The organism is Exiguobacterium sp. s168 (assembly GCF_018619035.1).
In the GTDB taxonomy this organism is placed as follows: Bacteria; Bacillota; Bacilli; order Exiguobacteriales; family Exiguobacteriaceae; genus Exiguobacterium_A; species Exiguobacterium_A acetylicum.
The window spans coordinates 1-16,137 of record NZ_JACSNE010000007.1 but is presented as its reverse complement, the minus strand read 5'-3'; the positions used below and the strand labels follow the sequence as shown (position 1 = coordinate 16,137).

Here is a 16,137-nt window from a genome sequence, read left to right as displayed (position 1 = left end):
AATGCGCTTTTGACTATACCCCGCGTCTTATCCGATCTAACGACAAAAAAGACCATCCACTGATGTGAACGGTCGAATGATTAATCTTCATACGTAAGGATCGTCGAGATGACAGCGATCGGGAAACGAATCGTAAAGGTCGATCCGACACCAACGACGGATTCGACATCAATCGTCCCGTTATGGTGTTTGACGATTTCCTTACAGATCGACAGACCAAGACCGGTTCCGCCGATTTTTCGTGTCTCGGAGTTATCGACACGATAGAACTTATCGAATAGTTTCGGAAGGGCCTCTTGCGGAATGCCGATGCCTTCATCCTGGATCCGGATCTGGGCGAAACCGAGTTCGTTTGAAATTCGTATCAAGACTGTACCCCCACTTGGCGAGTACTTGACGGCATTACTGAGCAGATTGTTCAGCAATTGCTTCATCTTTTCCGCATCACCGTCAATCATGATCGGTCCCCGTGCCTCAAAGTCAATCTTATGCGTTTCATGCGAGACATCATAAAACTCGATCAAGTCCTGGGCTAGTTCGACGACATCGAATGTCGACATCTCATAGCGGTGCTCACTCGACTCCATCCGCTGGACGTCGAGGAAATCATTGACGAGCGTCGTCAGGCGACCAGTCTCCGAGTGAATCGTCTGGAGATACTTCCGTTGCCGTTCTTCCTCGAACCGTTTGTTGAGCATCAGTTCCGTGAAGCCATAGATGGAAGAGAGCGGTGTCCGCAATTCATGGGAGACGGTTGAGACGAACTCTTCCTTCATCCGCTCGGCTTCCGTTTCCTTCGTCACGTCGCGCAGGACGAGCATCGTACCGACCCACATGCCGTCGACTTCAATCTTCTCGGCGTAAATCTGAATATACGTGCTGTGCTTTCGGATCGAGACGATTAAGCTGTCTTTCGGTAAGTTCAGTTCAACGATTTGTTCGATATAGCGCTCGAACGCTGCCGGTTCATCAATGATGTCCGCTAATGCTTGCATCGCTTGCTCAAAAGCAGAGCGTTCTTCGTCTTCGAACTGAGTCGGTACTTCCGGGAATAACGTCATGAGGGGTTCGTTGACGAGCAACTCATCCGTCTCATGTTCGATATAGACGACAGCTTCGCGAATCGAGTTCAACAGTTGCGTCGTCTTGTTCTTCTCGCGGATCATTTCCTCATAAATGCCCATCCGTAAGAGCGAGAGGGACAATTGATGCGAGAACGACAGGATGTCATTCATTTGTTCCGTCGTGAAAGCATCACGGTAGCGGACGAGATAGATACAGGCAATCATGTGCTCTTTCGTCGGATCAAGCACCGGCACTGCGACTTCATACATATAGTATGGATACGGGAGCGGACTCTCGTGCGCGACCTGTTTCGATGAATGGACGGGACGCTTCAAAAGACGTGCCCGGTGCAAGAGCGATTGATCGTCAGAGACAAGACGGCCGACCATCTCTTCTGTCATTCCGTAATCGATCGTCGAGCGAACTTCTTGTTGATCAAGGAACAATAGGGCACCGATTTCAGAATGCGTGATCGAGACAAGCTTTTCGATGATTTCTGGATATGCCGTCAATGTCTCGCGGGAGGCGAGTGTCTCTGTCAATTCATTGCGATACTTCAGATGTTGTTCGCTACGAAGCGTGATATCGAGTGCTTCTTCGAGTTCTTCCTGCTGTGCTTGCAGTTCTTCTTGCTGGGCGACGAGTTCTTCCTGTTGCGCTTGGAGCTCCTCGTTCTTCGCCAGCATATGGACCTTGTTATCTGCAATCGACGCTGCCATCTGATTGAACGATGCCGTCAACGTATGCAGCTCATCCTTGCGTTTAGGCAACGGAATTGCTTGAATATCTTCCCCCGTCGCAAGGAGTGCACTATCGCGAGACAGTGTATTGACCTGTTTCGTGACGCGGCTGATGAACGGACGAACGAGCGAGAAGAGGACGAGAATCAAGACGACGAGATTCGACAGCCAGATGAACTGGGCAACACGCATTTCGCCAAGAAGATCATTCTTTGCATCGACTTCCTTGCCTTGAATCAACGTTAGATAATCCGAAAGTAACGTATCAATCCGTGTCATGTCGACATCAGCATCTGATAAGCTGACCGATCCACGTAACGTACCATTTTCGGTGAACAGGTCTTTCCCGTTGGAGAGAGCAGCGAGCGTATTCGGATCAACGAAGTCTTCATTGATTTTCCCGTCTTTTTTTCCTTCAACGTATTCATTCAGGAGTGGAAGCGATGTTCCGAAGTAATCGTCATAGATTTGACGCGTCGCTGTCGCATATTCTTTTCCTTGCTCATATACCGCATACTTTTCAAACCATGTCGTCAAGCGGTTGATTTCCTGTTGATTTGTCTTGATGGCATCAAGTGTTTCTTGTGAGCCAGTCAATAAGTAGGATTTGACGTTACTTTGCGCGACAGTCCACTCGTTCGCGAGTGCATTGGCGTTCGTTCGCCGTTCCCGCAAATCATCGAACGTCGCATTCGCTTGATCGATTTTCTGCTCCGTATAGAAGTAAACAATTCCGGACGTGATGCTGAGGGCGACGAACACCATATAAAAAGCGAACATCAATTGGCGACCGATTGTGTGATTGATCCATTTCACTAGGATTTCCTCCGTATTCTATTTTACATGTATAAAAAAGGTTGCTTAAATATCGAATATACTCATCTTACGCAGAAACGGACACACCATCAAATTTGAATCTGCAAAAATCACTGAAACAAATATATCATATATTTCTTATCTACATAACGAACTATACATTTTTTAAGAATAAGGATTAAGAAGTATCATTTTAAGGAAAACTAAAGAGGATATTGAACTTTATTCTTTTACGTAGGGAAGTGGTTAGATGCAAAAAATGTTTAAAAACAAGTGGTACCGATTCGCCTGGTGGGTTATGACATTACTGATCATCGTCTGGATTGGTGATCATGTGACGTTCCTGTTCCGACCAGTCGCGATTCTGCTTCAGATGGTCGTACCACCCCTCGCGATCGCTGGGATTCTCTATTATGTCCTGCTACCAATCGTCGAGTTGCTTGAGAAAAAGATGAAGCGGCGCCCGGCTGTTTTGATCGTCCTCGTTGGTTTGATCGGTATTTTAACGACACTCGGATTCATCTTTGGTCCGATGTTATCGGAGCAGATCACACAGTTCGTCAATTCGATTCCGACGCTTGCGACACAGTTCCAGCGGCAATTGGTCGACGTTCGGGAACAACTGGAGAACAGTGCCTTCTTTTCACGATTCATGACGGGTCAAGACAACTTATTCAATAAGTTCTCTGGGAACATCTCGGAGTATGCGTCGACGTTCCTAAAGAACATCGGTACAGGTGTCGGTGGGTTCGTCAGTGTTCTGACGACGACGGTCGTGACGATCGTCATCATTCCGATCATGTTGATCTACATGTTGCTTGATGGTGATAAGCTTAAAGGTAATCTCGTTAAACTGATGCCGTATGAGTATCATAAGGAAACGAAAAAAATCCTCGGTGATGTCCACTTGACGATCATGAGCTATATCCGAGGACAAGTCATCGTCAGTATCGGTGTCGGAATTATCGCCTATATCGGATATCTGATCATCGGGATCGATTATGCGTTGTTGCTCGCCTTGTTTGCGACATTGACGAACATCATTCCGTTCCTTGGTCCGGTTCTCGGTGTCATTCCGGCGTTGATCGTCGGGTTCATCCAGGATCCGATTCTTGCGATCTATGCGATCATCGTCATGACGGTCGCGCAACAGATCGATTCGCACATCATGTCACCACTTGTGCAAGGGAAAACACTTGATGTCCATCCATTGACAATTATCATCGTCTTGCTCGTCGCAGGGAACATCGCTGGATTTTTCGGCGTCTTGCTGGGTGTTCCGTTCTACGCTGTCATGAAGGTAGTCATCTTGAACATCCGTCGCCTGTATCATCTCCGGTCGCAAAAGAAGATGGTCATCACGGAGGAAGAGAAGACGTTCGATACGATCATCACCGATCGCGATTGAGTTTTGAAATTCACGTAAAAGTGCGTCATACTGAAGAGGTAGTTAAGAAAAAGGGGGCAGGAATCAGATGGATTCACGTCATACCGAAGAACAAGCCGATTTACTGGCGTTGCAAAAATTTCAACACAACTTCGAGAACAGTCTGAAGTCGAGCATCATTTATCTCTTGCGTGATGGTGCGTTGACGATCGGGGAACTCGAGCAACGGATCGATCAATCACACGGTCAAATCCTCGAACAATTACAGGAGCTGATCGAAGATGGACTCGTCATCCAGCAGATGTCTGAGAAAGTGCACGGACTTGCCTATTATTTGACGGCACCGGCTGAAGATCTCGTCCGACAGTTCAAGGAATCGATCCGTTGGAGTAAGCAACACATTCGATACTAAAAAGCAGGTTTCTAGACCTACGAGCAGACGCTCGTAGGTCTTTTTGCGTTTTTTAAAACTATGGTCATATAAAATTGAAATAAGCCGTTTTTACACAAAATGGATAGAACTAGCATGAAATAAAATTACAATATATATTAATGTGTAATTATTCATAATATATATTATTTATATTTTAACAGTAAATTAATATCTAAAATACTGGTTAATAGTAACTATTTAAGCATTGTTTTTGTAAAAAATTGTATATTTTCATGGAGATTGCATGCATAATAATAGGTGTACGATTATTTTTTCCGTAGAAAAGGAGTGTTGAAATGAAGAAAAAAGCACCTGATTTTCGAAAGAAGATGAATCGACACCATAGAAACCACACACGAAGACTAGTGAAACTGCTGGCAGCGTCCTCTCTCGCCCTCTCTCCTATCTCATTCACTTATACAAAAACCGAAGCAGCTGAGAATTCTGAAAAGAAGTTTCAGACGCAACAAAGCCAATTCGCGAATTCGGTGCGAAACTCACTCGTCCAAGGACCGAATCGAGTCAGTTTAGCTGAAGTTCAACTACTGACGGATGTCGCGGTCAATGCAAATCTGACGGAACAACCGGATAACTATGATTTAGCCCTTAATTTAACCGGTGTCGGATTAGCCGATGCGGAAGTATTGAACCCAGACCGGGTGGCTGTCTTCAACATTCCAGATTTAGCGGGAAAAATGCAGGCGAACGGTAATGCGTCGGTCAGTGTTGAATTATTACCCATCACACTTGAAGATTTACCGACGCTTAAAGGACAGCTAGATCCGTTGACGGGAACAGTAGCAGATACTGTGACTGACCTATTAGCGGGTATCGATCGATTACAACGTACTCCAGTCGTAGGTAGTTTGTTGAGAGTGGAGGGGCTCACAGAATTAACGGATGCTCTGGATAATCTACAGAATTTAGATACCGCCCTTTCGGATCTTTTGGATTACGAAGGTTCTGCTCCAGTCACGATTAATCCGGATGGTTCAATCGTCATCGATTTTAGTGATGGTTTAGGACAGCATCTTGATACGGTAACGAAACAAGTTGTCCAAGACGCCTTAACCGATTTAGTCAATGCCATCACGAATTTAAAACTATCCGGAATAGCAGGAAACTTAATTGATCCTGTTTTAAACCCAGTCAAAAATTTACTGCCAGGTGTGAACAGTCTTTTAACGGCAGTAACGAACGATACAGTGAACTTGTCGAATGAACTCGCAGGTGTACAAGTACTTGGACCAACTTCTGTTAGTGCCGATGTCATCGTTGATAAACCGGCTGGAGTTGCTCAAGACGAAGTTGTTGTTACAGGGTCTGTCGTCAATACGTCTGCAATTGATGCACAACTGCTGGCCGATTTAGATGGTCAAGATACGATCGTCTTTGATGAAGAGGCAGATGGAGACGCTGATGCTGACGCTGATGCCGACGCCGACGCCGATGCGGATGCCGACGCTGACGCCGATGCGGATGCCGACGCTGACGCAGATGCTGACGCCGACGCAGATGCCGACGCAGATGCGGATGCCGATGCTGACGCTGATGCCGACGCTGACGCTGATGCGGATGCCGACGCTGACGCAGATGCTGATGCCGACGCTGACGCCGATGCTGACGCTGATGCGGATGCGGACGCTGATGCTGATGCTGACGCCGATGCTGATGCTGACGCCGACGCGGATGCTGATGCTGATGCTGATGCTGATGCTGACGCAGATGCTGATGCTGACGCTGATGCTGACGCCGATGCCGACGCCGATGCCGACGCTGATGCTGACGCTGATGCTGACGCCGATGCCGACGCCGACGCCGACGCTGACGCTGATGCCGACGCTGATGCTGATGCGGACGCTGATGCGGATGCTGACGCCGATGCTGATGCCGACGCTGATGCCGATGCGGACGCCGACGCTGACGCTGATGCTGACGCTGATGCTGACGCTGATGCGGATGCTGACGCTGACGCTGATGCCGATGCTGACGCTGATGCGGATGCCGACGCTGATGCGGATGCTGACGCTGATGCCGATGCTGATGCCGATGCTGACGCTGACGCTGACGCTGATGCCGATGCTGACGCTGATGCTGACGCTGATGCTGATGCTGACGCGGATGCTGATGCTGACGCCGATGCTGACGCCGATGCTGACGCTGATGCCGACGCCGATGCTGACGCAGATGCTGATGCTGACGCTGACGCTGATGCCGATGCTGATGCTGACGCTGATGCGGATGCGGACGCTGATGCGGATGCTGACGCCGATGCTGATGCTGACGCCGACGCGGATGCTGATGCTGATGCTGATGCTGACGCAGATGCTGATGCTGACGCTGATGCTGACGCCGATGCCGACGCCGACGCCGACGCTGACGCTGACGCTGATGCTGACGCCGATGCCGACGCCGACGCTGACGCTGATGCCGACGCTGATGCGGATGCTGATGCTGACGCTGATGCGGATGCTGATGCCGACGCTGATGCCGATGCGGACGCCGACGCTGATGCTGATGCTGATGCTGACGCTGACGCTGATGCCGACGCTGATGCGGATGCTGACGCTGATGCCGATGCGGATGCTGACGCTGACGCCGATGCTGACGCAGATGCCGATGCTGACGCTGATGCTGATGCTGACGCTGACGCTGACGCTGATGCGGATGCGGACGCCGATGCGGATCAAGATAATGATGGTGACAATGATAATAACAATGGTGGAGACAAGGATAACGACAATGATGGGAAAGAGGATCCAGACAACGTCTCGAATCCGAACGATGATAACGACAATGACAATGTCATCATCCCGATTCCTGTCGTCACGCCACCAACGACTCCACCAGGAAATGGTCCGGTTGTCACACCAACTCCTGGAACGAGCCCTGTCTCAGGTCCGAACATCAAGCCAACTCCTTCGAACGGCGTTGTAAACGGACCAAGCGTCAAGCCGACATTGCCAGCGAACACAGTCAGTGCTCCAATCAATAAATCACCACTCGTTTCAAAACCGATCACTCAACCAGTGAAACGAATCGTCGGTGGTACGTTACCGAACACTTCGGAAAATCTGTTCTTGATCACCCTCATGGGAATGCTTGCGACAGCTGCCGGATTGTTCACGAAACTGTTCCGTCGCCGTCCACAAGAGTAAGTCATGCTGTAGTTAATCGTAGTGGGGCCATCTGTGCCTCACTGCGATTCATCCTTTTAGAATAGGAGTGAAGCTGAACATGGACCTGCTCAACCGATTCACCACTGCCATGGATGTACTGGAACAACACATGAAGACTGATGATATCTACTACTGGAATCGTCAGATGATGTTATTCGTCTCACTCGGACAAGCATCGGAGCGAGCCCGTGTCGTTCGATTCCAAGGCAAAGGGCTACAATCCGTAAAAGATCAAGCACGCAATTGGCTCCGCCAACAACCAGAAGTAGCGTGGTTGAAGCTCGACATCGCCCGAAACTTTGAGGCACTCTCGTTTGAGACCTTAAACGAGCGAGTGAAAGACACACGGAAAAATTACTTCCGGTACGGAATCGCGTTTGATCGGAAGATGCAATGTGCCTATCTAGAAGAAGAATTGAATGGTAATGCCGTTTTGACACAAGATCCGACGCATCCAGAACTACACATCAATCTAACGAACTTGAGCAATTATGCGCACCAACAAGGGCGGACGGAGCGGATGAACTTTCATCCGACAAGTCCATGCCTCCTCTTTGATACGCTAGGTGTTTTCGCAGACGAAACACCGCATGTACTTGAAGTCATACGTGATGTTGAAAAAATCCGTGAGACGACAAGTCAACTTCCTTCTGAAATCAAGACAATCGTCGCCCAGTCGAGTGAGTATCTTGCTCGCCAAGTCCGGGCGAATGGTCGCTTCCAATATGGTTACTTCCCATGCTTTGATAAACCGATTAAGTTCTATAACAGCTTACGTCATGCAAGTACACTTTATTCAATGATTGAAGCCTATCGACTGACACCAAGCGAACGATTACGCCAAGCAATCGATCGAGCAAAACGCTATTTGATCGAGGAATTGATCGTACATGAAGGGGAGCGTTCCTTCGTGCTTGATCGCGAATCAAACGAAATCAAACTCGGCGCGAATGCTGCAGCGATCTTAGCATTGACGGAATACATGCAGACATTTCAGACGATGGATGATCTACGACTCAGTCAACGACTCGCAACAGGCATTCTTTCACTGCAACAACCGTCGGGACAATATCTGCATGTGCTCGAGTATCCGTCGTTTGCGTTAAAGGAAGCCTTCCGGATCATCTATTACGAAGGGGAAGCGACATACGCCTTGATGCGGTTGTACGCACTCGATCCCGATTCCCGTTGGCTCGATAGTGTCGTCCAATCATTTGATCATTTCATCGCTAAATCGTACTGGAAATTCCACGATCATTGGTTGAGCTATAGTGCGAACGAGTTAACGAAATGGTTGCCGGAAGAGCGTTATTTCCAGTTCGGTCTCAAGAACGTCTCCCCGAAACTCGACTTCATTCATCACCGGGAAACGACGTACCCGACGTTCCTTGAACTGATGCTTGCGGCACGCGAGATGATCGACCGGATCGAAGCGCTTGGACGAGTCGACTTATTAGCAGACTTTCCACTCGACTGGCTCGACCAGACGATTGAACGACGGATGATCTATCAGCGAAACGGTTTCTTTTATCCGGAAGTCGCGATGTATATGAAGAAACCCGGTCGGATTCTCGGAAGTTTTTACATCCGGCACCATTCGATGCGGGTCCGGATTGATGACGTCGAGCATAATTTATCTGGTTATTGCCGGGCATGGGCACGAATGCTGAAGGAGGTGCCGTCATGATGCGACGCGTATCAACGCTGTTACTCGTCATCGGACTTGCCTTACTTGGATACGTCGGATATCAAAAACTGACGGTCCAGCAAACCTTGACGACGGAACTCGCAAAAGCAAAAGATGTCGTTCGGGCGGAAGAAACTTCATCGACCACATCAAAATCAGAAGCAACGAGCAAACCATCGAAGGAGAAGACGAAGGATGTCCTCTTCCAAACCGGTGAGACGGTCGGATATTTAAGAGTGCCATCACTTGAGATGGAGTTACCGGTGCTTGAAGGCGTCGATGATGCGACACTCGCAAAAGGTGTCGGCCATCATCCGGAGACGGCCTTTCCAGGGCAAGGCGACCGGATTTTCCTCGCCGGGCATAACGATACGACGTTCTCGAAAATCAGTAAGTTGAAGAAGGGCGACGAGGTCGTCCTCTATCTCGCGAACGGGTCCTATCGCTACGTCATGCAATCGAGCGAGATTGTCGATTACAAAGACACGCGGGTCCTTGAGTCAACGAAGCAGGAGTCACTCGTCGTTTCGACCTGTTATCCGTTTTATAACGTCACGGACAGTACGGAACGTTATTTGATCTATTTTGAACCCGTCGAGGAGGATGCGTCATGACACGAATCGGAATTTTACGCCTGAACGAGAATCCACAGTTTCGCGATAAGATTGCCTGCGTCATCGGTGCTTCGATGGGCGTTGATATCTTCTTTTTCCGTCCACGTGATGTCAATTTTGAAAATCGGACGATCCGTGGACTCTTCTTCGACGAAGATGCGTGGCATCCAAGTATGTATGAGTTTCCGGACGTCATCTACAATCATTTGCCACTCAGTGATGCAGACAAGGAATTGTTCAATCGTCTTGCAGCCGAGATTCCCTTTACGACGCACCGGATTGGGAATAAAAATGTCGTCTTACGTCAACTGGCGCAAGAAGGGACGTTTCAAGATGTCTTGATTCCGATGCATCGGGTAAAGAAAGGAAAGGCGATCTTCCCGCTGATTGAGAAGTACGGAAAAATCGTCTTTAAGCCGGCGAACGGAAAACAAGGACAACGGATTTATACGATTGAACCAAAAGGCGACGAGTATCGATTCAGCCATCTATTGGAGTCAACCGTCTGTTCGACAGGGGAATTGATCACCCGCATCGAAGAAGAGACCAAACGGAATCCGATGATCGTCCAGCCGTTCATCGCCTCGCAAACGATTCATGGACACTCGTATTGTATGCGGATCCATGTCGCGAAGGGAGCGAACGGTCAATGGAAACTCGTCAAATATTTTCCGTTCGTCAGCAACAATCACCAAGAATCGGTCAGCCATCTCAGTCATGGAGCGTTTTCGACGACGCGGATGGACATATTTATGAAGCAGAACTATCCGGATCAACATGAAGCGATCTCGCGACGGATCGTTGACTTTGCGCGACGATTCCCCGTCTATTTCGAATCGTTTTATGATTACCCACTCGATGCGCTCGGGATCGATGTCGGGATTGGTGCGGATGGAAAAATCTATCTCTATGAGGTCAACAGTCTACCGGGAACGCGGTATGTCGAGTTTCAGGCAGAATATCTCGCAGTCCAGTATTGCCAGTACCTTGCGACACATGGACGTCCCGGTGTACATGGACTCGATCGGGGATGGATGAAGGAACGGATCGAGGCTTAGAAAAGAGGCGACGTGTGAAGACAGTATTGTTTTATGTGATGTCGGGCTTGCTCGTCCTTATCATCGTAACGAAATTCATGGTCCCGCTCTTCGGTTGGTTTCAGGCGGAAGAGCCTGCGAAAGAGACGAAACCGCGAACATCGATCCGTCTTGATGAAGCGCAGCTGAAGCAGTTTGATCGCGAAGATCGACTTGGTGTCGTCTATGAGATGGCGGGATTGAAGCTGAAGACGCTTGACGTCGATACGACGGAAAAAACGCGGCAGACGCCACTCGTTCAAATGAAAGTCGAAAAGCAAAAGCTTCTCCAAGTGATGGGGGAGACGGGACGGTTGCTTGCAATCACGGTTAAAGTGACGAATCAATCAGCGGATGAAATCGAGATCTTACCAAAAATCGGGGAGTATGAGACAGCGGACGAGATCGTAACGATCGCGGATCAGTTTAATGCCTTGAACGGTACGTATCAGCCGGATGAAAGCCGGATTGGGATCGTCTTCATTCCGTCGGAACAGCTCCGCGTGACGGAAGGGCGACTTAGTCTATTTTATGAGACGATGTCTGGTAAGAAACAACTCCGAATTGCATTACCAGCAGCGAATAAATGAACAACGGGATGCCTCCGACTTGGAGACATCCCGTTTCGTTATTTCTGAACAGCGCTGAACGCGTCTTCTGATTCGATTCCGGCTTTACTGACAGCCGTGATGACAAAACGACCGGTTGCATCTTCAGGAAGCGGGAACGCTTTACGCTCGATCGATTCTGTCGTACCGAGTTTTTTGCGTTTTCCGTCCTTTTCTTGGTAGACATTGTATTTGACGACGTCTTCATCAGTTGACGCATACCAGTTGATGAAACCGCCACTGACACGGATGTTCGTAGCAGGTTTCGGTGGTGTCTTGACGGGATCGGATGCTTTCTCGTCAAGTTCCGTGAAGACGACGAGACGATCATCATACGTCCCTTGATTCTCATCATACGTTCCGATACACGTAATCAAGTTTAAGTTCCGTGTATCGGCTGGACCGAATATTTTCTTCAGTGGTGCCTTCAAGTGATCGTACTGGACGATTTCTTTGACGCGGAAGACGAGCTTTCGTCCAGACGCATCTGTGATTTCGACTGGATCACCTTTCTTCAGCTCGTGCAATTTATAGAAGATTGCTGGACCAGTCTTCGTATCGGTGTGACCGTCGATGACGGCATTGCCGACGTCACCGGGACGCGGACCGAACTTATACCAGCCAGCTTGTTGTTCGTTTTTAGGTGTCGCCATCGCGCCATCTTTATCGAGTCCGACTTGTTCGACCTTCGTCTTGATGTCGTGTTTCGGGATGACGAGTTGTTTTGGGAGCTCGACCTCTGTTGACGATAGGTCCTTGAACTCCTTCTTAAAGATTTCAGACGGCTTGAGCGGATCTTCTTCCTTCGTCTCGGAAGAGGCCGCGGATTCTGTTTTTGGATCGCCTTGCGTGATGTTCGATGTGTCTGGTTTAGTTTGACCGAACAAGAGGAACAGCAAGGTTCCGACCGAAACGACCATCAAGAGGATGCTCGCCGGTAATAACCAACGTTTCATAAGCGCGTATCTCCTTTCCGAGAGAAGGGATTCCCTCTATGTACAAAAATAACAGGATAGCATGTCGCTATCCTGTTATTGATTATACCCAATTTCTTAGGCGTTTTGACGTTTACGTGCGAGGACAAGACCAACTGCTCCGAGTGCAAGACCGAATACTGCGATCGCACCAGTTGTTGCAGCTGTGTTGTTGTCGCTCATTCCACCGTTACCTGTGTTAGGCATTGATCCTGGAGTACCATCCATGAACTTCTCTGGTGATTGTTTAACGATTGCATCACCGAGGTTAGCTCCTACGCCGTACATGTAAGCGTAAGACTCACGGAATGTGTCGACAGAACCTTTGTAGTCGCCTTCAACATACTGCATGAACGTATCTTGGACGTAAGTCTCGTGACCTGATACGGCTTCTTGTGCTGCTTTTGTTGGAAGGTTTTCTTCTGTAGCTGCACCAAGGAATGCACCGAAGTCGTTCGAGAACATTTTGAGCATATCTTGTGCGTCACCCATCAATTTTTTGTCGTCATTGATTGCTGCTGTGACGAGATTAGCTTGTGCTTCGATGTGGTTTTTCGTCCAAACTTGCTCGAACTGATCTGCACCGGCTTGACCGTAGACTGATTTCATTGCTGCTTTGAAGTCAGCTGTGTGCATATCTTCAGCCCAGTTTGCTGCATCGTAGTCTTTCGCTTGATCGACACCAGCTGTCATGCTGAGGTTTGCAAGAGCAACGTGTTCAGCTGCAAGGCTGTTGAGTGTTGAACGAAGATCTGCTGCTTTTGAGTCAGCTTTCGTGTTGTCGAATTTCTCAGGCATCTGTGTTGTGATCGCAACAGAGAGTGCTTTTGAGATATCATACATACGGCTGTAACCTTCGCGGAACGTGTTGTACGATCCTTCGTAGTCACCAGCTGCATATTGCTGGAATGTTTTGTAGACGTCTGCTTCGTGAGCACGGAGAACTTCTTCAGCAGCTGCTTTCGGGAGTTTACCTTCCGTAGCTGTATCGAGGAAGCTTGAGAGATCTTGGACGAACTCTTCTGTTTCTTTCTTCGAAGCGTTGATACCGTCTTGGTCGTCCGCTTTTACAGCTTTGACGAGGTCTGTCGTATATTTGTTGTGATCAACGAAGATTTTCTCGAATTGTTTTGCACCTTCTTCGCCATAGACTGAAGCGATTGCTGGAGTCATATCGAGTGCGTTTTGTTTAAGTGCTGCTTCGTAATATTGCGCGTCTTTTGAACCGTCATATTGTTTCTTCATGTCCATGACTGCAAGGACGAAGTGCTCAGAGAGTAATTGATCGAGTGTTGCACGAAGGTCAGCGGCTTTTGTTTTGACCGTGACGTTTTTCGGTGCATCTTGTTTCATGTCTTCTCCGCCACCGGAAGCGAATGCTGCCGTTCCTGGTAGTACGAGTGCTGCTGCCATTGCTGATGCTGCGAATTTTTTCGTGTGTTTCATCTTAAATCATTCCTCTCAGTTTTTGGTTTATTTGGTAAGTGTTTCTTTCCTGTTCTGAATAGCTTACGCAACCTAGATTGATTTGGATTGCATCAAGTTTTAATTTTTTAAATTAATTGTTGAAGCGATGTTTCATATTCATCCAAGGACCGTTGCTGCGTCGTTCTGGAGAGCTTACGCCGAGACGTTCAGTTTGGATTTAAAAAAGTGTCAAAAAACCGCAGAACGTGGGAAACTGTTTTTCTCCTTCCTTATATACACAAACTAAAATTTTTTAGAGGAATTGCCTGTCTGGTCGTGTTACACTAGTTGCGGAACACGTTTTGTAGCGAATTTGGAACTATTTAATACCAGGTACTAATATGCTATACTGTTCTCAGACTGAATCAATGAAAGGTGATCAAGATGGTACAAAACCAAACAGGCACGGATCAGCCAACGCGTGAACGCCTGAAGAAGAAGCAACAGCCTTCGAACCAGGAAACCGGCAATCCGGAGCACAAATCAGAGCGACGTCTTCGTGCATATTCGACACGCCGAGTTCCGATCATCGTACGTGTACTGATCGTTCTCGCTCTCATCGTCGTAGCACTGATCGTCGGCGCAATGGTGGGTTATGCGACGTTTGGTGGTGGCGAGGCAATGGATGTGTTAAAGCTCGACACATGGACCCGCATCACCGATTTTTGGATGAAATCTTAATTTAATCAGTGATGGGAGCTGTCGAATATGTATACGATCGAACAAATCAAGGAAGTCATTCCGCACCGATATCCATTTTTACTCGTTGACCGCATTTTGGAGGTCGAAGAGGGAAAACGTGCCGTTGGAATCAAGAACGTCACGGCGAACGAAGAATTCTTCAATGGCCATTTCCCAGAATACAATGTCATGCCAGGCGTTTTGATCGTCGAAGCACTCGCACAAGTCGGTGCGTTCGCCGTCTTAAAGATGGAAGAGAACCAAGGAAAGCTCGCCTTCTTTGCAGGAATTGAAGGATGCCGCTTCAAACGTCAAGTCGTTCCCGGGGATCAGCTCCGCCTCGAAGTCGAATTGACGAAGGTCCGTGGACCAATCGGTAAAGGTCGTGCCACAGCCACAGTCGATGGGGAAGTCGCCTGTGTCGCTGAACTGACGTTTGCTATGAAGTGAAGCGAACATGAAACGCTGGCTTCTCCCCCTCGCGATTTCCTTACTCGTCGTTCCTGGTTGTCAGCGCGCAGAACAAGCGAAGACCGCTTCCCCGACGGTCATCGTGGATCCCGTTAAGCGTGCAGGACAGACCGAGAACATTTCCGCGCAGGTCACACTGACGGAAAATGACCGGATGCGTCTCGTCATCCGGACAGCGAATGACATTCGACTCGATGACCAACAGGTCGATATCCGACTCGAAGTCGCCAACCAATCGATTCCGTTTCCGTTCGTCTCCTTCGAAGCGAAGAAGATGGGGGAAATCCGGACCTACACGTCCAATACGACGATCGAAAAAGAAGTCTTCGATGACCAACGTCTTCCGGTCCTCATCATTGATGCAGGAGCAGGGCGTGGGATCGAGATTCCGCTTGAGATCGTCAAATAAGACAGCATCGCGAGCTTCTAGCTCCATATGCTGTCTTATTTTTGTTTTGTTTCGAGTCATAAGGGTACAAAAACATATACAAAGGAGGAATCAATATGGATCACGCAGTACAGCAACGACTGACCGATTGTATTCTCGCTTGTAATCATTGTTTTGATGCCTGTCTGAACGAGGGACACGTCGGACATATGGCAGATTGTATTCGACTCGACCGCGATTGTGCCGATATCTGTAGCTTATTGCTACAAGCCATCGCTCGAAACAGCTCGAATGTCGCAGTCCTCGCAAAGGCATGCCAAGAAATCTGTGAGGCATGCGCTGCAGAGTGTAGCAAACACGATCATGACCACTGCCAAGCCTGTGCGAAAGCTTGTACGGAATGTGCAGAAGCGTGTCGTCAGCTTATCTAAAACCTTGTCCTTGGACGAGGTTTTTTGATTAGATGATTTGTCAAATTAAGTGCAACACTTCTTCCGTGAAGACCTCGTATGCAGTTTTCCAGTTGAGACATTTCCTCGGTCTGCCATTAA

14 protein-coding genes are annotated in these 16,137 nt (G+C 48.5%); 11 read left to right on the top strand and 3 right to left on the bottom strand.

The features are described 5' to 3' along the window. Positions 1–80: 80 nt before the first annotated feature. Entirely contained in the window at positions 81–2,621 is a 2,541-nt protein-coding gene (locus KNQ15_RS06160; RefSeq protein ID WP_047394553.1) for a HAMP domain-containing sensor histidine kinase, read from the bottom strand. A gap of 250 nt (positions 2,622–2,871) precedes the next feature. Between KNQ15_RS06160 and KNQ15_RS06155 the strand changes: the two genes are divergently transcribed. The 7 genes from KNQ15_RS06155 to KNQ15_RS06125 all read left to right on the top strand — a co-directional run bounded on the left by KNQ15_RS06155 (position 2,872) and on the right by KNQ15_RS06125 (position 11,587). Beyond that, positions 2,872–4,029 carry an AI-2E family transporter gene (locus KNQ15_RS06155; RefSeq protein ID WP_214728355.1) on the top strand — a complete coding sequence of 386 codons (1,158 nt, stop codon included), beginning with the start codon at positions 2,872–2,874 and terminating at the stop codon, positions 4,027–4,029. Between the two features lie 67 nt (positions 4,030–4,096). Further along, positions 4,097–4,420, top strand: coding sequence for a winged helix-turn-helix transcriptional regulator (locus tag KNQ15_RS06150; RefSeq protein ID WP_029342725.1), 324 nt, complete (start codon positions 4,097–4,099; stop codon positions 4,418–4,420). Between the two features lie 317 nt (positions 4,421–4,737). After that, positions 4,738–7,599, top strand: coding sequence for an adhesive domain-containing protein (locus KNQ15_RS06145; RefSeq protein WP_251137615.1), 2,862 nt, complete (start codon positions 4,738–4,740; stop codon positions 7,597–7,599). A 79-nt stretch (positions 7,600–7,678) separates the two neighbouring features. Further along, positions 7,679–9,307, top strand: a complete 1,629-nt coding sequence (locus KNQ15_RS06140) for a poly(glycerol-phosphate) alpha-glucosyltransferase (protein ID WP_214728353.1) — start codon at positions 7,679–7,681, stop codon at positions 9,305–9,307. After that, positions 9,304–9,921 (top strand): class D sortase, encoded by a 618-nt coding sequence (locus tag KNQ15_RS06135; RefSeq protein WP_052169364.1) that lies wholly within the window; start codon positions 9,304–9,306, stop codon positions 9,919–9,921. The genes KNQ15_RS06140 and KNQ15_RS06135 overlap by 4 nt, the downstream gene beginning before the upstream one ends. Continuing rightward, complete coding sequence (locus KNQ15_RS06130) at positions 9,918–10,979, top strand: YheC/YheD family protein (protein WP_214728351.1); 1,062 nt, start codon at positions 9,918–9,920, stop codon at positions 10,977–10,979. Before KNQ15_RS06135 ends, KNQ15_RS06130 begins: the two co-directional genes overlap by 4 nt. Before the next feature lie 14 nt (positions 10,980–10,993). Next, positions 10,994–11,587 carry a hypothetical protein gene (locus KNQ15_RS06125; protein ID WP_047390333.1) on the top strand — a complete coding sequence of 198 codons (594 nt, stop codon included), beginning with the start codon at positions 10,994–10,996 and terminating at the stop codon, positions 11,585–11,587. Between the two features lie 38 nt (positions 11,588–11,625). Here the strand turns inward: KNQ15_RS06125 and KNQ15_RS06120 are convergent, their stop codons facing one another. Together KNQ15_RS06120 and KNQ15_RS06115 are read right to left on the bottom strand one after the other, a co-directional pair. Next, complete coding sequence (locus KNQ15_RS06120; RefSeq protein ID WP_214728349.1) at positions 11,626–12,561, bottom strand: class F sortase; 936 nt, start codon at positions 12,559–12,561, stop codon at positions 11,626–11,628. A 96-nt stretch (positions 12,562–12,657) separates the two neighbouring features. Next, the gene (locus tag KNQ15_RS06115; protein ID WP_047390339.1) at positions 12,658–14,025 is read right to left on the bottom strand and encodes a copper amine oxidase; all 1,368 of its coding nucleotides are present in this window, start codon (positions 14,023–14,025) and stop codon (positions 12,658–12,660) included. Between the two features lie 405 nt (positions 14,026–14,430). On the opposite strand from KNQ15_RS06115, the gene KNQ15_RS06110 reads away from it, so the two are divergent. The 4 genes from KNQ15_RS06110 (at position 14,431) to KNQ15_RS06095 (ending at position 16,017) form a co-directional block, all read left to right on the top strand. Continuing rightward, positions 14,431–14,727 (top strand): DNA-directed RNA polymerase subunit beta, encoded by a 297-nt coding sequence (locus KNQ15_RS06110; protein ID WP_047390342.1) that lies wholly within the window; start codon positions 14,431–14,433, stop codon positions 14,725–14,727. Positions 14,728–14,754: 27 nt separating this feature from the next. Further along, positions 14,755–15,177, top strand: a complete 423-nt coding sequence (gene fabZ, locus KNQ15_RS06105) for a 3-hydroxyacyl-ACP dehydratase FabZ (RefSeq protein ID WP_029342716.1) — start codon at positions 14,755–14,757, stop codon at positions 15,175–15,177. A 7-nt stretch (positions 15,178–15,184) separates the two neighbouring features. Next, complete coding sequence (locus KNQ15_RS06100; protein ID WP_029342715.1) at positions 15,185–15,607, top strand: hypothetical protein; 423 nt, start codon at positions 15,185–15,187, stop codon at positions 15,605–15,607. Between the two features lie 95 nt (positions 15,608–15,702). After that, entirely contained in the window at positions 15,703–16,017 is a 315-nt protein-coding gene (locus tag KNQ15_RS06095) for a four-helix bundle copper-binding protein (RefSeq protein ID WP_029342714.1), read from the top strand. Positions 16,018–16,137: the final 120 nt, after the last annotated feature.